The following is an 18,793-nucleotide window of genomic DNA, read 5'->3' as shown; positions in this document are numbered from 1 at the left end:
GGGGTGGAGGAAGACATCCGGCGGGTCGGGATCATGGGCGGCACCTTCGACCCGATCCACCACGGGCACCTCGTCGCGGCCAGCGAGGTGGCGGACCGGTTCGGGCTGGACGAGGTGGTCTTCGTCCCCACCGGCCAGCCGTGGCAGAAGGCGGACGAGCCGGTCAGCCCGGCGGAGGACCGCTACCTGATGACGGTCATCGCCACCGCCTCCAACCCGCGCTTCCAGGTCAGCCGGGTGGACATCGACCGGGGCGGGCCCACCTACACCGTCGACACCCTGCGTGACCTGCACGCCGAGTACGGCCCGAAGGTGCAGCTGTTCTTCATCACCGGGGCGGACGCGTTGGAGCGGATCCTCTCCTGGAAGGACCTGGACGAGATCTTCGAACTGGCCCACTTCATCGGGGTGACCCGGCCGGGCTTCGAGTTGACCGCCGCGCACCTGCCGGCCGACACGGTGAGCCTGGTGCAGGTCCCGGCCATGGCCATCTCGTCCACGGACTGCCGGGCCCGGGTCGCCCGGGGGGAGCCGGTCTGGTATCTGGTGCCGGACGGTGTGGTGCAGTACATCGCCAAGCGACGCCTCTATCAGCCGTGATTCGGCCCCGTATGGGCCGGTTCGGGCGGGTAACGCGCCAGAACTGACGAGTCGGGATTCCACCGGGTGTGAGACGCTTGGAGGATCGCACGGTTGATCGAAGGAGAACGGTGACAATTTCCGAACGCGCCCACGAGTTGGCCATCGCCGCCGCCCAGGCCGCGGCCGACAAGAAGGCGCAGGACATCGTCATCATCGACGTGGGCGACCAGCTCGCCATCACCGACGCGTTCCTGCTCGCCGCGGCTCCCAACGAGCGTCAGGTGCTCGCCATCGTCGATGCCATCGAGGAGCGGCTGCTGGAGCTGCCGGAGAAGGCCAAGCCGATCCGGCGCGAGGGCGAGCGGGGCGGCCGGTGGGTGCTGCTCGACTACGTCGACATCGTGGTGCACGTCCAGCACACCGAGGAGCGCGAGTTCTACGCCCTCGACCGGCTCTGGAAGGACTGCCCGACGATCCCGTTCGTCGACCGCGACCTCGTCGACGCCGAGTCCGGCACCGGCTCCACCACCGCGGAATGACCCGCCTGATCATCTGGCGGCACGGCAACACCGACTGGAACGCCGCCAGCCGGGTCCAGGGGCAGACCGACGTACCGCTCAACGACCTCGGCCGCGAGCAGGCCCGCACTGCGGCGCCCCTGCTGGCCGGGCTGCGGCCCGACGCCATCGTGGCCAGCGACCTGAGCCGCGCGGCGGACACCGCCGGCGCGCTGGCCGCGCTGACCGGGCTGCCGGTGCGCACCGACCCACGGCTGCGGGAGCGGCACTTCGGTTCCTGGCAGGGGCTGGCCCTCACCGAGGCCGCCGAGCGCCACCCCGCCGAGTTCGCCCGCTGGCGGGCCGGCGACCCGGACCCGGGCGCCGGCATCGAGACCCTGGACGACCTCGGCAAACGGATGGGCGCGGCCCTGGCCGACGCCGCCGACGCCGTGCCCGGCGGCACCGTGGTGGTCGCCACCCACGGCGGCGCGGCCCGGCAGGGGTGCGGCCACCTGCTCGGCTGGGAGCACGCCGTCCTGCGCACCATCGGCTCGCTGCAGAACTGCCACTGGACCGAGCTGCGCCACGACGCAACCCGGGGCTGGCACCTGCGCGCCCACAACGTCGGCCTGATCACCGTCCCGGCCACCGAGGCCGTCTGACCCGGGCGTTCCCCGACGACATCGGCTAGCGTGCCGGGCATGCCCGTCGCGGTCGTCACCGACTCCACCGCCTACCTCCCGCCCGAGCTGCTGCGCATGCACCGGCTGACGGTGGTGCCGCTGGCCGTCGTGCTCAACGGCGCCGAAGGGCTGGAGGGGGTGGAGACCACCCCCGCCGACGCCACCCGGGCGCTCGGCGGCCGGCGCGTCTCGGTGAGCACCTCCCGCCCCGCGCCGGAGCAGTTCGCCCAGACGTACCGGGAGCTGTTCGACGCGGGCGCCGACGGGATCGTCTCGGTGCACCTGTCGGCCGAGCTCTCCGGCACGGTGGAGGCCGCCCGGCTGGCCGCCGCCGGGTTCGACGACCGGGTCGCCGTGGTCGACAGCCGCTCGACCGGCATGGGCCTCGGCTTCCCCGCCGTCGCCGCCGCCACGGCCGCCGAGCGGGGCGGGGACCTGTCGGCGGTACGCGACGCCGCCGTCGACGCCATCGCCCGTACCAGCATCTGGTTCTACGTCGACACGCTGGAGTTCCTCCGCCGGGGCGGCCGGATCGGCGCCGCCGAGGCGCTGCTCGGCACCGCCCTGTCGGTCAAGCCGATCATGCACATGCCGGACGGCGCGATCGTCCTCAGGGACAAGGTGCGTACGGCCAGCCGGGGCGTGGCGCGGCTGGCCGATCTGGCCGTCGAGGCCGCCGGGGACGCCGACGTCGACCTGGCCGTGCACCACCTCGCCGCGCCGCAGCGGGCGGAGGCGCTGCTGGAGGCGCTGACGGCCCGGCTGGGCGACCGCCTGCACGACTCGTACGTCTCGGAGGCCGGCGCCGTCGTCGCCGCGCACGCCGGGCCCGGCCTGGCCTGCGTCGTCGTGCACCGCCGGCCGCCGGCCGCCAGCCAGGGTGTGTCCTCTCGTCCGTGATCGCTGTCGATCACGCGGGGCAGCGCCGGCACCCGTCCGGATGCCATCGTGACCCGATGAAGGAAGACCTGCACAGTTACCTCAAGGGCGGCCGTGACGCCCTGCTGTGGAAGCTCGACGGCCTCAGCGAGTACGACGCCCGGCGCCCGCTGACCCCGACCGCGACCAACCTGCTCGGCCTGGTGAAGCACGCGGCGGCCATGGAGATCCTCTACTTCGGCGTCGTGTTCGGCCGGCCGTTCGCGCAGGAGCTGCCGTACGTCGGCGACGGCGCCGAGACCAATGCCGACATGTGGGCGACCGCCGACGAGAGCCGCGAAGAGATCGTCGCGTTGTACCGTCGCGCCAGCCTCCACGCCGACACCACCATCGAAGCCCTCGCGCTCGACGACGTCGGCCGGGTGCCGTGGTGGGGCGATGCCACGGTCACGCTGCACCGCGTCCTGGTCCACGTCGTCGCGGAGACACAACGGCACGCCGGCCACGCGGACATCGTGCGCGAGCTGGTCGACGGCGCGGCCGGGCTGCTACCCGGTAACGACAACCTGCCACCCGCTGACGAGCCGTGGTGGCGGGACCACCGCCAGCGGGTGGAGCAGGCTGCCCTCGACGCCGGCAACCGCTGAGCTGCCGTTCTTCGCCGCCCTAGCACACCACCCGCATGATCAGGCGGTTGTCCACAGGCGGTGCCGTCATCCACAGCCGTACCCCGGCCGGCCGCGCGCCCCGGGCTCGCGGATCTAGCTTCGCGTCGTGTCAGAAGACGAGGAGACGGTGGTCCGGGAACGACTGCGCCAGCTGGTGGCGGGCTGGCCGTCGAGCGCCGCACCGGCGCACCCCGGCGGGTCCGCCGATCCCCTGGACCGGACCGGCGAACCCGCCGGGCCGTTCGACGACCGTCAGGGGCCGGCCGGGCCGTCCGGCGATCATTGGAGGCGCGCCGGGCTGTCCGTCGACCGTCCGGGCCCGGTCGGGGTGCCGGAGCCGGTCGTGGCGCTGCCGTCCCGTACACCGGCATCGCCGCCCCGCAGAGCGGCGCTGCCGTCCCGCACAGCGGCGCCGCCGGCTGGCGCGGCGGGGCCGCCGGAGCCCGACCCGCCGACCCGGGCCCCCGAGGCCGGCGTGGCGTCCCGGTTGCCGGGGCCCGGGGCGTTCGACCCCGGGCGGCGCGGCGTGCGGGCGCTGGCCGCCGTCGCCGTGCTGGTGGTGCTCGGGGCCGGCTTCTGGGCCTGGCGGTCCCGGCCGCAGACCGAGCCGGTCCGCCCGGTCGCCACCGCCGAGGCACCTGACGCGACGGTGACCGGCCTCGCGGAACCGGCCGCCACGTCGGCCGGCGAGCTGGTGGTCGCGGTCGCCGGCAAGGTACGCCGTCCCGGGCTGGTCCGGGTGCCGGCCGGCGCGCGGGTCGGCGACGCCGTGGAGGCGGCCGGCGGGGCGCTGCCGGGGGTGGACGTGGCCCTGCTCAACCCCGCCCGGAAGGTCACCGACGGGGAACTGATCCTGGTCGGCGTCACGGCACCGCCGGGGGCGGCGCCCCCGCCCGGGGCGGCTCCCGGCGGCGCGCCCGGAGCGCCCGGCGCGGGGGGCCGGCTCAACCTGAACACCGCGACGCTCGCGCAGCTCGACGCGCTGCCGGGCGTCGGGCCGGTGCTCGCCCAGCGCATCCTCACCCACCGCGACCAGCAGGGCGGCTTCCGCTCGGTCGGCGACCTGCGCCAGGTCGACGGCATCGGCGACGCCCGCTACGAGCAGCTCAAGGACCTGGTGACGGTGTGACGACCGGCGGCGCGCTGGGCTCGCCCGGCCCTGGCCCTGGCCCCGGCTCGTCCGGCTCCGGCCCGGCCGTCCCCGGGACGTCCGGCGCCGATGCCGGGGGCGAGCGGGTCGCGGCGGCCATCGACCTGCGGCTGGCCGGCCTGGCGGTGGCCACCTGGCTCGCCGCGCTGGCCGGGCTGCACCTGACCGTCGGCCGGGCCGTCCTGCTGGCAGCGGTGGCTGCCGGGGCGGCAGGGCTGGGCGGCCTGCACCTGGCCGGCGTCCTCGGGCGGCCGGCCGAACCCGTCCGGCGGTACGGCTGGATCGTCCTCGCCGTGCTGCTCGGCGTGGTCTGCGGCGCGACGGCCACCGCCGCGCGGCTGTCCGTCCGCGACTCCGGTCTCGTCCGCGCCCTGGTCGAGGAGCGGGCGGTCGTCACCGCCGAACTGGTCGTCCGCGACGACCCCCGCCCCGTACGCGGCGTCGCCGGGCGCCCGGCCACCCTGCTCGTGCCGGCCGAGCTGACCTGGTTCACCGGGCCGGACGGACGGCGGGTCGCGACGCCGGCCCGCGTGCTGGTCCTCGCCACCGATCCCGCCTGGCGGGGGCTGCTGCCCGGTCAGCGGCTGACCGCCGAAGGACGGCTCGCCGCCCCGCGCGGCGGCGACCTGACGGCGGCGGTGCTGAGCGCGGCCGGACCGCCGGTGCGGCACGGGGCCGCCCCGTCGCCGCAGCGCGCCGCCGGATCGTTGCGGGCCGGCCTGCAACGCGCCTGCCTGCCGCTCCCCGACGAGCAGGGCGGGCTGCTGCCCGGCCTGGTGGTCGGCGACACGAGCCGGCTGCCGCCCACCGTCGAGGAGGACTTCCTCGCCACCGGCATGACCCACCTGAACGCGGTCTCCGGTTCCAACGTGGCCATCGTCGTCGGGGCGGTGCTGCTGCTGGCCCGGTGGGCGCGGGCCGGGCCGTGGCTGGCCGCCGGGCTCTGCGGGCTGGCGCTGGTGGGCTTCGTCATCCTGGTCCGTCCCTCGCCCAGCGTGGTACGCGCCGCCACCATGGGCGCCATCGGGCTGGCGGCGTTGGCGGCCGGGCGCCCCCGGGCGGCGCTGCCCGCCCTCTCCGCCGGGGTGGCCGTGCTGGTGCTGGTCGACCCGGAGCTGGCCGGCGACGCCGGCTTCGCGCTCTCCGTGCTGGCCACCGGGGGCCTGCTGCTGCTCGCCCCGAGGTGGCGCGACGGGCTGCGTCGGCGCGGGGTGCCGGCCGGGCTCGCCGAGGCGTTGGCCGTCCCGGCGGCCGCGCAGCTCGCCTGCGCCCCGGTGGTGGCCGGGATCTCGGGCACGGTGAGCCTGGTCGCCGTGCCGGCCAACCTGCTGGCGGTGCCGGCCATCGCGCCCGCCACGGTGCTCGGGGTGCTGGCGGCGGCGGTGTCGCCCGTCTGGCCGGCCGGGGCGGAGTTCGTCGCGTGGCTGGCCAGCTGGCCGGCCTGGTGGCTGGTCATGGTGGCGCGGCACGGCGCGCGGCTGCCGGCGGGCACGCTGCCGTGGCCGGGCGGGGTGCCGGGGGCCCTGCTGCTGGCCGGGCTGACCGTCGCACTGCTGGTGGTCACCCGGCACCCGGTCGTCCGCCGGCTGGTGGCGGTGGTCGTCGTCGCCGTCGTGGCCGGCACGCTGCCCGTACGGCTGGCCGCCCCCGGCTGGCCCCCGGCGGGCTGGGTGGTCGCCGCCTGCGCGGTCGGCCAGGGCGACACGGTCGTGCTGCCGGTGGCGGCCGGCCGGGCGGTGGTGGTCGACGCCGGGCCGGACCCGGGGGCGGCGGACGGCTGCCTGCGTCGGCTGGGCGTACGGGAGGTCGCGCTGCTGGTGGTCAGCCACTTCCACGTCGACCACACCGGCGGCGTGGCGGGCGTGTTCCGGGGGCGACCGGTGGGTGCCGTGCTCACCCCGCAGTGGTCCGAGCCCGCCGCCGGGCGGGAGCTGGTCCTCGCCGAGGCCGCGGCGCACTCCGTCGACGTGGTGGCGGGCGCGGCCGGGTGGCGGTACCGGGAGGGCGGCGTCGAGTTCACCGTCATCGGCCCGCCCCGCCCGATGCGCGGCACCAGGTCGGACCCGAACAACAACTCGCTGATGCTGCTCGCCACCGTCTCCGGCGTACGGATCCTGCTCGCCGGGGACGCCGAGACCGAGGAGCAGCGGGCGCTGCTGGACGACACCTCGCCGGGCGGCCTGCGGGCCGAGGTGCTGAAGGTCGCGCACCACGGGTCGGCCTATCAGGACCCGGCCTTCCTGGACGCGGTGCGTCCCGTGGTGGCCCTGGTGCCGGTGGGGACCGGCAACACCTACGGGCATCCCAATCCGGCGGTGCTCGGGCGGCTTGCCCGGGGCGGGGCGCGGGTGCTGCGTACCGACACGGAGGGGGACGTGGCGGCGGTGCTCGGCCGGGCGGGCCTGGGGGTGGCGACACGAGGGACGCCGCCGGGCCGACAACGATAGGAATCGACGCCGATTATCGGCTTTAGCGGTGCACTGAGGTAAATGTCTAGATTTGCGCTGAGTGCGGGCTCCGCAACCGGAGTGCCGACGAGCAGACTGGATCTGGCCGCCGGCCGTGCGAATATGGGCGGCGTGACCGCCGCCAGCCTCGCTCCTATTCTGCTCGTCCTCGGCGACGAGGAGCTGCTCGCCACGCGCGCGGTCACCGAAGCCGTCGCGAAGGCCCGCAGCGTCGACCCCGACGTGGACGTCCGCGAATACCAGGCCGGTGCCCTCGTCGTCGGCGAGATCGCCGAGATGCTCAGCCCGTCCCTCTTCGGCGGGCGACGGGTGCTGGTGCTGCGCGCCGGCCAGGACGCCCGCAAGGACCTGGTGGCGGCCCTGCTGGCGTACGCGAAGAATCCCGACCCGGACGTGCAGCTGATCGTGCTGCACCTCGGCGGGGCCAAGGGCAAGGCGTTCGCCGACGGGCTGAAGGCGGCCGGCGCGACGGTGGTGCCGGCGGCAAAGCTCAAGGGGCACCGCGACCGGGTGGCCTTCGTCCGGGACGAGATCCGCCGGGCCGGCGGGAAGTGCACCGACGACGCGGCCGAGACGCTCATCGCGGCGGTCGGCAACGACCTGCGCGAGCTGGCCGCCGCCTGCTCCCAGCTGATGGCCGACACCGACGGCCGCATCGGCGCCGACACGGTCTCCCGTTACTACAGGGGGCGGGTCGAGGTGACCGGCTTCACCGTCGCCGACGCCGCCATGGTGGGCGACGTGCCGGCGGCGCTGGAGGCACTGCGCTGGGCGCTGCACGTGGGGGTCGACCCGGTGCCGATCGCCGACGCGATCGCCGACGGCGTACGCACCGTGGCCCGGGTGGCCGCCGCCGGTCGGGGCGACCCCTTCCAGTTGGCGAGCAGCCTCGGCATGCCGGCGTGGAAGATCAGGTCCGCTCAGCAGCGGGCCCGTGGCTGGACGCCCGAGGGGCTGGTCGAGGCGATGCGCGCCGCAGCCGAGTGCAACGCGGCCGTCAAGGGCGGCTCGGACGACCGTGCGTACGCGCTGGAGCGGGCCGTGTTCTCGGTCGCCGCCGCCCGGCAGGGTGGCGCCCGGTGAGCGGAGCACCCCGCGGCTCGTGGGCCACGATCCCCGCCGACGAGGAGCGGTACCGTCCGCTCTACGCGCGCCTGCTCCGGCTGCGCTTCGTCAACCCGGGCGGGGTGCTCTGCTTCCTCTTCTTCGAGGGCGCCGTCGCGCTCGCCGCGCTGCTCGCCCTCGCCGAGCTTGTCACCTGGTGGTCGGTGCTCGTCCTGCCTGCCACGGTGGCAGCGATGGTGAAGCTCAACGACATGGTGGCCGCGATGGTGGTCCGCACCGCCGCCCTCGTGCCCGAGCAGGAACGGGACCGGTTCCGCCAGCAGATGGAGCCGGTGGTCGGGCGGGCCAGGGTCGACTGGGTCGCGCACACCGTGTCGGGCGTCGTCGTCACGGCGTCGCCGGTGCCGCACGCCGCGCGGGCCGTACGCGACCGGCAGGCGTACCTGGACGCGCAGCACGGCACGGGGGAGCGCGACGGTGGCCGCGCGGACGCCGAGTTCGGCCCGCAGCGTGCCCACCCCGATCCGCTGGGCTGACGATCCGCAGCCGGCCGGAGGCCGATCACGGCGACCCGACGACTGATCCGACGGCGACCCGGCGACCGATCGGTGCCCAACAGGCCGTGGCCCACCCGAAGTCGCCCCGCTTGAGACCTTGGAAGGAAACGGCCCCGGTGGGGGCCCGTTCCCGCCAAGATCTGCTGTGCGACCGACGGCGGGCCACGAAGAGCCGCAGCGGACGGCGCCCGGTCAGGGCGAACGGCGCCCGGTCACGGCGGACGGCGCCCGATCACGGCGAACGGCGCTCGATCGGGCCGGCCTGCGGGTGGTGCCGAGGGGCACGGTGGCGGGCCGACACCAGGCGATGGCGAACGACCTTGGCCACGGCCCACGACGGGCCTACACCATCGCGGAGAACCGCCCGGCCACGGCGGACGACGCCGGCCACGGCGGACGACGGGGCGTCCGCCGTGCAGCGCGTAAAACGCAGACAGCCGGAAGCCCCGGGTCGTGCCCGGGGCTTCCGGTCAGGTCTGAGGTCGCCTCGTCAGGCGGAGAGCGACACCACGCGCCGGGCGATCGCGGACTTGCGGTTCGCGGCCTGGTTCGAGTGGATCACGCCCTTGCTGACCGCCTTGTCCAGCTTGCGCGACGCGTCCCGCATGAGGATGGTGGCCTTCTCGACGTCACCGGCCTCAGCGGCCTCGTTGAACTTCCGGACGGCGGTCTTCAGCGACGACTTGACCGACTTGTTACGCAGCCGGCGCTTCTCGTTCTGCCGGTTGCGCTTGATCTGGGACTTGATGTTCGCCACGCGACAGCCTCGTCTTGATAGCTCGGGTTGGTCTGCATTCCGCGCGCGACGAGCATGCGTCATCGCTGCGCGAAGAGCCAGGTTACCAGGTCGCCCGGGACGAGCCAAAACGGCTCGCTCCCCGCCCTGGTGGGCGCCGTAGCCCCGCGCCCGTGGCGCCCGGTCCGGGTACCCCACGTGGCCACGTCCCGCCGGGCGCGGCGACCGGCCGCGGGCACGCCCCACACCACAACCGAGGGCGCCCCGCAAACCTGCCGCGGCACCCCACACACCGGCCGTACCGGCCGCCCGGGCGTTCTGCTTGCGCAACCCCTGACAGCGCCGATCCCTGACAGCACCGATCCCTGGCAGCACCGATCCCTGACAGCGCCGATCATGCAGTTGTGGTGCCTCGCGAATGGGGCGCACAGGGACTTACTGCCCACCACAAGTGCATGATCGGCGCCGGGAGGCCGGGAGCGACGCCGGGAGCGCGGGAGCGCGGGAGCGAGGGCGCGAGAGCGGGGGTCGGTCAGGTCCAGTCCTGGCGGCGGGCGAGCCAGCCGAGTGACTGCTCGCCGCTCCACCGCTGGTGCGCCGGGAGGTGCGGCGACGCGGTCCCGGGCGTCGAGGCGGCGGTGGTGAGGAAGTAGCCGGAGAGGGCGGCGAGGCTGGCGTCCAGCGCGTCGGGAGGCGCGCCCGCCGATGCCGGGTGCCGGGCGAAGAGCGCGTCGGCGTCCAGGCCGTCGGCGTACGCGGTGAGCAGCAGGGTCACCAGGTCGAACCAGGGCGGTCCCTGGCAGAGCCACGTCCAGTCGCAGAACCAGGCCCGCCCCGACCCGTCGATCAGCACGTTGTCCAGCCGCAGGTCGCCGTGGATCAGGCCGGTCGCGCCGGCGGCGTACGCGGGAAGGCGGGACTCCAGCGCGACCAGTTCGGGCAGGCGGTCCCTCAGCAGCGCGGGCAGCGGCGGTGGCGGCTCCCGGCCGGCGGCCACCTCGCCCCACCAGAGGATGTCGTCGCGGGCCAGGTCGGCGAGGTGGGGCAGCCCGAGTTCGCGCAGCCCGGCCGGCGCGTCGGCCAGCGCGGCGGCGACGTCCGCGTACCCGGTCAGGGTCGCGGTCAGCTCGGCGGGGTCCCAGGGCAGCCGGGGCGTGTGCCCGTCGACGGCGTCGAGGCAGAGCGCGAACCAGCCGGCCTCGTGCAGCGCCCACCGGGGGCGGGGCGCCGGCAGCCCGGCCGGGAGCCGGTCGAGGATCGCGGCCTCCCGGGCGTACCAGTCGACCAGTCGCGGTTGCTCGGCGGTGGCCGCGGCCTTGACGAAGGCGCGGCCCCCGGCGGCGGTGCGGAGCACGGCGGCGAAGCCGCGGGTGAAGCCGGCGCCGGCGACCCGGGCCGCGACCACGGGCGCGCCGAGGCGGTCGCCGATGGCGGTACGCAGCGCCGCCGGCAGCGTCGCCCACTCGGGCCGGCGGGCGGTCGCGTGGTACGGCACGGGCGGCGGGGACGTCGGGCTCACGCCACGATGCTGTCTGGGCGGTGGGGACGTCGGGGTCACGCCACCATGCTGCCTGGGCGGCATGTCGGGCCAGGCGCTGACCCGGGCTCACACAGATCCACTGCGTCGTGCCGCCCCTCCGTCTGGCGCCCGCGACCCGCCGGGGTCTCCGTGGGCGGGGCGGGGGCGGCGCGCGGTCTGCCAGACTGCCAGGCCATGAGGACCGACGACTTCTGGCAGTTGATCGACCGGGCCCGGGCCGGCGGTGGGGGAGAGCCGCGCGCGGTCGCCGCGCGGGCCGTCGCCCTGCTCGCCGAGCGCGACCCGGAGGACATCGTCGGGTACGCCCGCCACCAGGCGCGGGTGCTGTCCGCCTCGCACAAGGTCGACCTCTGGGGCGCCGCCTACCTGATCAACGGTGGCGTGTCCGACGAGGGCTTCCACCACTTCCGGGGCTGGTTGATGACCCAGGGGCGCGAGGTGTTCGCACGTGCCGTCGCCGACCCGGACTCGCTGGCCGGGCTGGCCCAGGTGCGGGCGGCCTCGCTCAGCGGTGAGGAGTTCTCGGCCGCCGAGATGCTGGCGGCGCCGTGGGACGCGTACCGCCGGGTCACCGCCGCCGAGTTGCCGGCGGATCCGGAGCCGGCGCCGGTGCCCGACCTCAACGACTTCTGGGACTTCGACGACGAGGAGGAGGCGAAGCGGCGGCTGCCCAGGCTCGCCGCCCTCTTCGTCGAACCCCCCGCCGAGTGACCCCACTCGGGGGGTGGTCCCGGCGGCGGGGATCGCCCGCGCAGCGGACGCGCGGCGGCGACGTGGGAGCATAGGGGGAGCCGGCGTCGTGCCGGCCCGCTCACGTCAGCCGATCAGAACGGACCGCTGTGCCACCGACGCTCGATTCCGGCGCGAACGCTCCTGGTGCCACCGACCCGGCGCGCATCCGGAACTTCTGCATCATCGCCCACATCGACCACGGGAAGTCGACCCTGGCCGACCGGATGTTGCAGCTCACCGGCGTGGTCGACCCCCGGCAGATGCGTGCGCAGTACCTCGACCGGATGGACATCGAGCGCGAGCGCGGCATCACGATCAAGAGCCAGGCCGTCCGGATGCCCTGGACCATCCGGGAGGGCGACCGGGCCGGCGAGACCGCCGTGCTCAACATGATCGACACCCCGGGCCACGTCGACTTCACCTACGAGGTGTCCCGGTCGCTGGCCGCCTGCGAGGGCGCGATCCTGCTGGTCGACGCCGCGCAGGGCATCGAGGCGCAGACCCTGGCGAACCTCTACCTGGCGCTCGAGAACGACCTGCACGTCATCCCGGTGCTCAACAAGATCGACCTGCCGGCCGCCCAGCCGGAGAAGTACGCCGAGGAGCTGGCGCACCTCATCGGCGGAGACCCGGCGGACTGCATCCGGGTCTCCGGCAAGACCGGCGAGGGCGTGCCGTACCTGCTCGACGAGATCGTCCGACAGTTCAAGCCCCCGGTCGGCGACGCGGAGGCGCCCGCCCGCGCCATGATCTTCGACTCGGTCTACGACGTCTACCGGGGCGTGGTCACCTACGTCCGGGTCATCGACGGGCGGATCAGCGCCCGCGACCGGATCAAGATGATGTCCACCGCCGCCGTGCACGAGCTGCTGGAGATCGGCGTCATCTCGCCCGAGATGGTGAAGGGCGACGCGCTCGGCGTCGGCGAGGTGGGTTACCTGATCACCGGCGTGAAGGACGTCCGCCAGTCCCGGGTCGGTGACACGATCACCATCAACTCCCGACCGGCGAAGGAGGCACTCGGCGGCTACAAGGATCCGAAGCCGATGGTCTACTCGGGCCTCTATCCGATCGACGGCTCCGACTACCCCAACCTGCGCGAGGCGCTGGACAAGCTCAAGCTCAACGACGCCGCGCTCGACTACGAGCCCGAGACGTCGGGCGCGCTCGGCTTCGGCTTCCGGTGCGGCTTCCTGGGCCTGCTGCACCTGGAGATCATCCGGGAGCGGCTGGAGCGGGAGTACAACCTCGACCTCATCTCCACCGCCCCGAACGTGGTCTACCGGGCCATCACCGAGGACGGCCAGGAGATCGTCGTGACGAACCCGAGCGAGTACCCCACGGGCAAGATCGCCGAGGTGTACGAGCCGGTCGTGCGCGCCACGGTGCTCACCCCGAACGACTACGTCGGCGCGGTGATGGAGCTCTGCCAGGGCCGGCGGGGCAGCCTGCTCGGCATGGACTACCTCTCCGCCGACCGGGTGGAACTGCGGTACACGCTGCCCCTAGCGGAGATCATCTTCGACTTCTTCGACCAGTTGAAGAGCCGCACCAAGGGCTACGCCTCGCTGGACTACGAGCCCTCCACCGAGCAGGCGTCCGACCTGGTGAAGGTCGACATCCTGCTGCACGGCGAGCCGGTGGACGCGTTCAGCGCGATCGTGCACAAGGACAAGGCGTACAACTACGGCGTCACGATCGCGGCGAAGCTGCGCAACCTGATCCCGCGCCAGCAGTTCGAGGTGCCGATCCAGGCGGCGATCGGCAGCCGGGTGATCGCCCGGGAGACCATCCGGGCGATCCGCAAGGACGTGCTCGCCAAGTGCTACGGCGGTGACATCAGCCGCAAGCGCAAGCTGCTGGAGAAGCAGAAGGAGGGCAAGAAGCGGATGAAGATGGTGGGCCGGGTGGAGGTCCCCCAGGAGGCCTTCATCGCCGCGCTCTCCTCCGACTCCGGCGACGCCAAGGCCCCCGGCAAGAAGTGACCCGCCGCCGGTGCGTCCGGCGGATGACGACGTACGACGGCCGGCGCCCCGGCCGGGCTGCGGACCCCTCGGTGGTCCCGCCCGCCCCGGGGCGCCGGCCGTTCGCGTCGGAGGAATTTTTCAGCCCGGTGGCCCCGCGCTCCGCCCGCCGGCGGGAAGGGCGCCACCTGCGCGAATGATCGCGCGGGTGCGGTCGCCGGCCCGTGTGCCATTGATGTACGACGTCGTCCTCGTCGGTCGAACCGGTTTGGGTTTTCTGCGGGTCGGGAACTTAGCGGTCACGACAGGAACACCACAGATCGTGGAACTGATTCTTTTTGAAGGAGGAGGGCGACGTGGAGCTCACCGTTTGGGGCATCGTCACTGCGCTCATCGTTGGTCTTATCATCGGCGCTCTGGGTCGCCTGCTCGTGCCGGGCCGCCAGAACATGCCGATGTGGCTGCACATGCTGATCGGTGTCGGTGCCGCGCTGCTGGGCACCGTGCTGGCCCGGGCGATGGGTATCGCCACGGAGACCGCCGGTATCGACTGGGGCGAGCTGCTGGTCCAGGTGGTGCTGGCCGCGATCGCCGTGGCGCTGGTCGCCGGTGTGGGTCGTCGCCGCAGCGTCACCCACCGGTAATCCCCGTACCGCTCGACGGGCGTCCGACCACACAGGTCGGGCGCCCGTTTCGCGTACGCCCCGGGCCCTTCGCGGGCGCTCCGGGGCATCCGTCCGGCCGGACCCGCAGCCCTACGGCGATGCCGGAAGTCCGCTCTGGAGCGTGCCGAACCGGTGCCCCAGAAAAGCGGTTTGGAATTTCGGCGGGTCGGGAACTTAGCGGTCACGACAGGAACACCACAGATCGTGGAACTGACTTTCTCAAGGAGGAGGGCGACATGGAGCTCACCGTTTGGGGCATCGTCACTGCGCTCATCGTCGGTCTCATTGTCGGCGCTCTGGGTCGCCTGCTCGTGCCGGGCCGCCAGAACATGCCGATGTGGCTGCACATGCTGATCGGTGTCGGTGCCGCGCTGCTGGGTACCGTGCTGGCCCGGGCGATGGGTATCGCCACGGAGACCGCCGGTATCGACTGGGGCGAGCTGCTGGTCCAGGTGGTGCTGGCCGCGATCGCCGTGGCGCTGGTCGCCGGTGTGGGTCGTCGCCGCAGCGTCACCCACCGGTAATCCCCGTACCGCTCGACGGGCGTCCGACCACACAGGTCGGGCGCCCGTTTCGCGTACGCCCAGATCGTCTTGGTGCGCCCGGTTTCGCCCCCGCGCCCGGCCGCGCGTGATCGACCCGCTGCGGTACCGTCGCCTCTCTTTCGCCAACCGCCCACTGTCGTAAAGGAATTTTTCCTACTAAGGTGCGGCGGAGAAGGTTAGTGCCAAGCGGCGCGAGGGAGATGTGGCGTGAACAGGTGGAAGCGGCTGGCCCCGGTCACTGCCGTCGTGGCCTCGGCCGCGATGGTCCTGGCCGGTTGCGGTGGCTCCGATGACGACAAGGCCGCCGACAACAGCAAGCTGACGGTCTGGATGATGGGCGAGGGCAGCGAGGCGCAGACCAAGTTCCTCGACGGCGTCGAGACCGAGTTCCGGCAGAAGCACCCGGACACGGACGTGGTGGTCCAGTACATCCCCTGGCTCGAGGCGCCGAAGAAGTTCCAGGCCGCGCTCGCCGGTGGCGAGGGGCCGGACATCACCGAGCTGGGCAACACCGAGACCCAGGGCTGGGCGGCACAGGAGGCGCTGGCCGACGTGACCGACCGGATGAACGGCTGGACCGAGGGCAAGGACCTCCTCCCCGACCTGGTCAAGAACGCCCAGCTCGACGGCAAGCAGTACGGCGTCCCGTGGTACGCCGGTGTCCGGGGGATGTACTACCGCACCGACTGGTTCGCCGAGGCGGGCGTGAAGCCGCCGACCAACTGGGACGAACTGGTCGCCGCCGCCAAGACCGTGCAGGCCAAGAAGCCGGGCACCTACGGCATCGCGCTGCCGGGCAACTCCGAGCTGCCCTTCTACTCGTTCCTGTGGGGCGCCGGCGCGGAGATCGCCACCCAGCAGGGCGACTCCTGGAAGTCCGGCTACAACACGCCCGAGGCGCAGAAGGCCGTCAAGTTCTGGACCGACCTGGTGACCGTGCACAAGGTGGCCCCGCCGGCCGCCGCGGGCTGGAACGAGATCGACGCCCGGACCCAGTTCGCCACCGGCAAGGCGGCGATGGCCTTCGGCGGCAGCTGGCAGCAGGGCGCCATCAAGAAGGACAACCCGGAGATCGAGAAGGTCTGGGGTACGTTCCCGATCCCCGGCCCCGACGGCAAGGCGGCACCCGGCTTCGCCGGCGGCTCCGACGTCGCGATCTGGAAGGACAGCGAGCGGCAGGACCTCGCCTGGGACTACCTGACCGTGCTGGTGAACAAGAAGAACGACCAGGCCTTCGCCGACAGCCTCGGCTTCTTCCCGGTCTACAAGGACCTGGTCGGCGGCGACAAGTACACCAACGACAAGATCATGTCGGCGTTCGCCACCACGATGCAGAACACCAAGCTCACGCCGCTCACCCCGAAGTGGGTGGAGGTCAGCCGGACCAAGACGGTGACCCAGGCGATGAACAGCTCGGTCATGAAGGGTCAGAAGACGGTCGAGAAGGCTACCGCCGACGCGGCCGCGGAGATGGAAAGCATCCTCAACGCCAAGTGACCACGCTGACCGAGGCGCCGGAGACGGCCGCCGCGCGGGAGACCCCCGCGCGGCGGCGTCGCCGGGTGGACCGCCTGCCCTACCTGCTGCTCCTGCCCTGCCTGGTGATCATCGGCGTGCTGCTGCTCTGGCCGCTCGGCCAGGTGGTGGTGATGTCCTTCCACCAGCTCAACAACGTCCGACAGTTGCGCGGCGACCGTGAGTGGCCGTGGGTGGGCTTCGGCAACTACGCCGAGATCCTCAGCGATCCGTTCTTCCTGACGGTGCTGCGCAACACCGTGCTCTTCGCGGTGGCCAACGTCGTGCTCACGATGGTCCTGGGCACCCTGGTCGGGCTGCTGCTCAACCGGCTCGGCAAGAAGATGGCCGCCTTCGTGGCCAGTTGCGTGATGCTCGCCTGGGCCACCCCGGCGCTGACCGGCACGATCGTCTGGAAGTGGATCTTCGACGACACCAGCGGCCTGGTCACCTGGTTGTTCAACGCGTTGCCCGACGGGCTGTCGCAGAGCCTCTTCGGGCGCAGCGACTGGACGGGCTACGGCTGGTTCAACTCGCCGCTGCTGTTCTTCTCGATCCTGACGCTGGTGGTGGTCTGGCACTCGTTCCCGTTCATCGCGGTCAGCGTGCTCGCCGGCCTGAAGAGCGTGCCGAGCGAGCTGCACGAGGCGGCCCGGGTCGACGGGGCCGGACCGTGGAAGGTGTTCTGGAAGATCACCTTTCCGCTGCTGCGGCCGGTCTTCGGGATCCTGATCGTGCTCTCCACGATCTGGGACTTCAAGGTCTTCACCCAGCAGTTCGTGCTGGCCGGCGGCACGCAGGACCGGCCGACGTTCATGCTCTCCATCTACTCGTACGCGGAGGCGTTCTCACCCCCGCCGAAGTACGGTCTCGGCGCCGCGATCGCGGTGATCCTCACCCTGATCCTGCTGGTGGTGACCGGCCTCTACGTCCGCATGGTGCTCAAGCAGGAGGAGGACGCGTGACGCGACGCGGAGGCGGCGGGGGCGCGAAGCGACTCGCGCTCAACGGCGCGGGGCTGCTGGTGGCGCTCTTCGCCGCGTTCCCGGTCTACTGGATGATCTCGACCTCGCTGAAGCCGAGTTCGGAGATCTTCTCGTCCACCCCCCGACCGGTGCCCACCGAGCCGACCCTGGAGCACTACCGGCAGATCCTCACCGGCAACCTGATCCCGGGCGTCAGCTTCGCCGACTTCTTCCTCAACAGCGCGCTGGTGGCGGTCGCCACCGTGGTGCTCAGCGGTCTGGTGGCACTGCTGGCCGCCACCGCCGTGGCCCGGTTCCGGTTCAAGCTGCGGACCACCTTCCTGATCATGCTGCTGATAGTGCAGATGATCCCGCTGGAGGCGCTGGTCATCCCGCTGTTCCTGATGATCCAGCGGCTCGGGCTCTACAACACCCTGCCGAGCCTGATCCTCACCTACCTCGGCTTCTCGCTGCCGTTCGCGGTGTGGATGCTGCGTGGCTTCGTCGCCGCGGTGCCCAAGGAACTGGAGGAAGCCGCCGCAATCGACGGGGCCACCCGGGCGCAGACCTTCCGCAAGGTCCTCTTCCCGCTGGTGGCGCCCGGGCTGGTGGCCACGAGCATCTTCTCGTTCATCACCGCCTGGAACGAGCTGATCTTCGCGCTGACCTTCATCAACGACCAGGAGAGCTACACCCTGCCGGTCGCGATGACGTTCTTCTTCGGCCGCGACGACACCGCCTGGGGCCCCGTGATGGCCGCGTCCACGCTGTTCACCCTGCCGGTGATCATCTTCTTCCTGCTGGTGCAGCGGCGGATGGTCTCCGGGCTGGTGGCCGGCGCCGTCAAGGGCTGACCCTTACACGCGTCGGGGCGGTCTGCGGGGCGGGCTAGGCTGGCCGCCATGACGGGCAGGCTGGCTTCGGTGAACCTCGGCGGCGTGACCGAGGCGGAATGGGCGGGCGACGCGAGCGGTCGCAGCGGCATCGACAAGCGGCCGGTCGGCGGCCCGGTGCTGCTGTGCGTGGACGGGGTGGCCGGCGACTTCATCGGCGAACGCGCCCACCACGGCGGTCCGGAGCAGGCGGTCTACGCGTACGCCGAGGAGGACGCGTCCTGGTGGGCGGGGGAGATGGGCCGCAGCATCCGCCCCGGCGGCTTCGGGGAGAACCTGACCACGTACGCGGTGGACGTGACGGGCGCCGTCATCGGTGAGCAGTGGGCGGTCGGGTCCGCCCTGCTCCAGGTGACCAAGCCGCGCACGCCGTGCACCACCTTCGCCGGCTTCTGGGGCGTACCCGACCTGATCAAGCGGTTCACGGTACGGGCGACGCCGGGGGCGTACCTGCGGGTGCTGCGCGAGGGGGAGGTTGGCGCGGGGGACCCGGTCGAGGTGGTGGACCGGCCCGCGCACGGGGTGACGATCGGCGAGGTGTTCCGGGCCCTGAGCCTGGAGCCCGAGCTGCTGCCCCGGCTGCTCGACGCGCCCGACCTGCCGGACGGGGTCCGGGAGAAGGTGCGCCGCCGGCTCGCCGGCCGAAGCTGACGGCGGGCGGCTGAACGGGAACGGGCCCCGTCCCG

19 protein-coding genes are annotated in these 18,793 nt (G+C 73.0%); 17 read left to right on the top strand and 2 right to left on the bottom strand.

Features of this window, described 5'->3' with window-relative positions; genetic code table 11:
• Nucleotides 1-3 precede the first annotated feature (3 nt).
• The 9 genes from nadD to EV374_RS29490 all read left to right on the top strand — a co-directional run bounded on the left by nadD (nt 4) and on the right by EV374_RS29490 (nt 8,531).
• A complete protein-coding gene (gene nadD, locus EV374_RS29530; protein WP_132240431.1) occupies nt 4-600 on the top strand; it encodes a nicotinate-nucleotide adenylyltransferase in 597 nt (198 codons plus the stop codon).
• Between the two features lie 110 nt (nt 601-710).
• Nucleotides 711-1,121, top strand: a complete 411-nt coding sequence (gene rsfS, locus EV374_RS29525) for a ribosome silencing factor (protein WP_132240430.1) — start codon at nt 711-713, stop codon at nt 1,119-1,121.
• The gene (locus tag EV374_RS29520; RefSeq protein ID WP_132240429.1) at nt 1,118-1,744 is read left to right on the top strand and encodes a histidine phosphatase family protein; all 627 of its coding nucleotides are present in this window, start codon (nt 1,118-1,120) and stop codon (nt 1,742-1,744) included. The genes rsfS and EV374_RS29520 overlap by 4 nt, the downstream gene beginning before the upstream one ends.
• A 39-nt stretch (nt 1,745-1,783) precedes the next feature.
• Nucleotides 1,784-2,665 (top strand): DegV family protein, encoded by an 882-nt coding sequence (locus EV374_RS29515; RefSeq protein ID WP_132240428.1) that lies wholly within the window; start codon nt 1,784-1,786, stop codon nt 2,663-2,665.
• A 56-nt stretch (nt 2,666-2,721) separates the two neighbouring features.
• Nucleotides 2,722-3,291: a DinB family protein gene (locus tag EV374_RS29510; protein ID WP_132240427.1), complete on the top strand. Its 570-nt coding sequence runs from the start codon at nt 2,722-2,724 to the stop codon at nt 3,289-3,291.
• Nucleotides 3,292-3,610: 319 nt separating this feature from the next.
• A complete protein-coding gene (locus EV374_RS29505; protein WP_486486032.1) occupies nt 3,611-4,441 on the top strand; it encodes a ComEA family DNA-binding protein in 831 nt (276 codons plus the stop codon).
• Nucleotides 4,438-6,909, top strand: coding sequence for a ComEC/Rec2 family competence protein (locus EV374_RS29500; protein WP_486486029.1), 2,472 nt, complete (start codon nt 4,438-4,440; stop codon nt 6,907-6,909). The genes EV374_RS29505 and EV374_RS29500 overlap by 4 nt, the downstream gene beginning before the upstream one ends.
• A gap of 123 nt (nt 6,910-7,032) precedes the next feature.
• Nucleotides 7,033-8,013, top strand: coding sequence for a DNA polymerase III subunit delta (holA, locus tag EV374_RS29495; protein WP_132240426.1), 981 nt, complete (start codon nt 7,033-7,035; stop codon nt 8,011-8,013).
• Entirely contained in the window at nt 8,010-8,531 is a 522-nt protein-coding gene (locus EV374_RS29490; protein WP_486486028.1) for a hypothetical protein, read from the top strand. The genes holA and EV374_RS29490 overlap by 4 nt, the downstream gene beginning before the upstream one ends.
• A 511-nt stretch (nt 8,532-9,042) precedes the next feature.
• On the opposite strand, the gene rpsT is transcribed toward EV374_RS29490, so the two are convergent.
• Both rpsT and EV374_RS29475 read right to left on the bottom strand, forming a co-directional pair.
• The gene (rpsT, locus tag EV374_RS29485; protein ID WP_132240425.1) at nt 9,043-9,309 is read right to left on the bottom strand and encodes a 30S ribosomal protein S20; all 267 of its coding nucleotides are present in this window, start codon (nt 9,307-9,309) and stop codon (nt 9,043-9,045) included.
• A 511-nt stretch (nt 9,310-9,820) separates the two neighbouring features.
• The gene (locus EV374_RS29475; RefSeq protein ID WP_132240423.1) at nt 9,821-10,870 is read right to left on the bottom strand and encodes a phosphotransferase; all 1,050 of its coding nucleotides are present in this window, start codon (nt 10,868-10,870) and stop codon (nt 9,821-9,823) included.
• A 132-nt stretch (nt 10,871-11,002) separates the two neighbouring features.
• Here EV374_RS29475 and EV374_RS29470 point away from each other — a divergent pair, with 132 nt between their 5' ends.
• The 8 genes from EV374_RS29470 (at nt 11,003) to EV374_RS29435 (ending at nt 18,758) form a co-directional block, all read left to right on the top strand.
• Nucleotides 11,003-11,539, top strand: coding sequence for a DUF4240 domain-containing protein (locus EV374_RS29470; RefSeq protein ID WP_132240422.1), 537 nt, complete (start codon nt 11,003-11,005; stop codon nt 11,537-11,539).
• A 128-nt stretch (nt 11,540-11,667) separates the two neighbouring features.
• Entirely contained in the window at nt 11,668-13,545 is a 1,878-nt protein-coding gene (lepA, locus tag EV374_RS29465) for a translation elongation factor 4 (RefSeq protein ID WP_132240421.1), read from the top strand.
• Between the two features lie 335 nt (nt 13,546-13,880).
• On the top strand, nt 13,881-14,168 hold the full coding sequence (locus EV374_RS29460) for a GlsB/YeaQ/YmgE family stress response membrane protein (RefSeq protein ID WP_121400214.1): 288 nt from the start codon (nt 13,881-13,883) through the stop codon (nt 14,166-14,168).
• 257 nt (nt 14,169-14,425) lie between these two features.
• On the top strand, nt 14,426-14,713 hold the full coding sequence (locus EV374_RS29455) for a GlsB/YeaQ/YmgE family stress response membrane protein (protein WP_132240420.1): 288 nt from the start codon (nt 14,426-14,428) through the stop codon (nt 14,711-14,713).
• A gap of 228 nt (nt 14,714-14,941) precedes the next feature.
• The gene (locus tag EV374_RS29450) at nt 14,942-16,231 is read left to right on the top strand and encodes a sugar ABC transporter substrate-binding protein (RefSeq protein WP_132240419.1); all 1,290 of its coding nucleotides are present in this window, start codon (nt 14,942-14,944) and stop codon (nt 16,229-16,231) included.
• On the top strand, nt 16,228-17,214 hold the full coding sequence (locus tag EV374_RS29445; protein WP_132240418.1) for a carbohydrate ABC transporter permease: 987 nt from the start codon (nt 16,228-16,230) through the stop codon (nt 17,212-17,214). The genes EV374_RS29450 and EV374_RS29445 overlap by 4 nt, the downstream gene beginning before the upstream one ends.
• Complete coding sequence (locus tag EV374_RS29440) at nt 17,211-18,068, top strand: carbohydrate ABC transporter permease (protein ID WP_132240417.1); 858 nt, start codon at nt 17,211-17,213, stop codon at nt 18,066-18,068. Before EV374_RS29445 ends, EV374_RS29440 begins: the two co-directional genes overlap by 4 nt.
• A 48-nt stretch (nt 18,069-18,116) precedes the next feature.
• The gene (locus EV374_RS29435) at nt 18,117-18,758 is read left to right on the top strand and encodes an MOSC domain-containing protein (RefSeq protein ID WP_132240416.1); all 642 of its coding nucleotides are present in this window, start codon (nt 18,117-18,119) and stop codon (nt 18,756-18,758) included.
• Nucleotides 18,759-18,793: the final 35 nt, after the last annotated feature.

This window comes from Micromonospora sp. CNZ303 (assembly GCF_004345505.1).
Note: the sequence above shows the minus strand (reverse complement) of the source record. Positions and strands in the feature narration are given on the sequence as shown.

Bases quoted from the DNA above. Each gene is read 5' to 3' on its own strand.
- EV374_RS29520 (WP_132240429.1), top strand. From the start codon at position 1,118: ATGACCCGCCTGATCATCTGGCGGCACGGCAACACCGACTGGAACGCC.
- EV374_RS29515 (WP_132240428.1), top strand. From the start codon at position 1,784: ATGCCCGTCGCGGTCGTCACCGACTCCACCGCCTACCTCCCGCCCGAG.
- EV374_RS29510 (WP_132240427.1), top strand. From the start codon at position 2,722: ATGAAGGAAGACCTGCACAGTTACCTCAAGGGCGGCCGTGACGCCCTG.
- holA (WP_132240426.1), top strand. From the start codon at position 7,033: ATGGGCGGCGTGACCGCCGCCAGCCTCGCTCCTATTCTGCTCGTCCTC.
- EV374_RS29475 (WP_132240423.1), bottom strand. From the start codon at position 10,870: ATGCCGCCCAGGCAGCATGGTGGCGTGACCCCGACGTCCCCACCGCCC.
- EV374_RS29470 (WP_132240422.1), top strand. From the start codon at position 11,003: ATGAGGACCGACGACTTCTGGCAGTTGATCGACCGGGCCCGGGCCGGC.
- EV374_RS29455 (WP_132240420.1), top strand. From the start codon at position 14,426: ATGGAGCTCACCGTTTGGGGCATCGTCACTGCGCTCATCGTCGGTCTC.
- EV374_RS29435 (WP_132240416.1), top strand. From the start codon at position 18,117: ATGACGGGCAGGCTGGCTTCGGTGAACCTCGGCGGCGTGACCGAGGCG.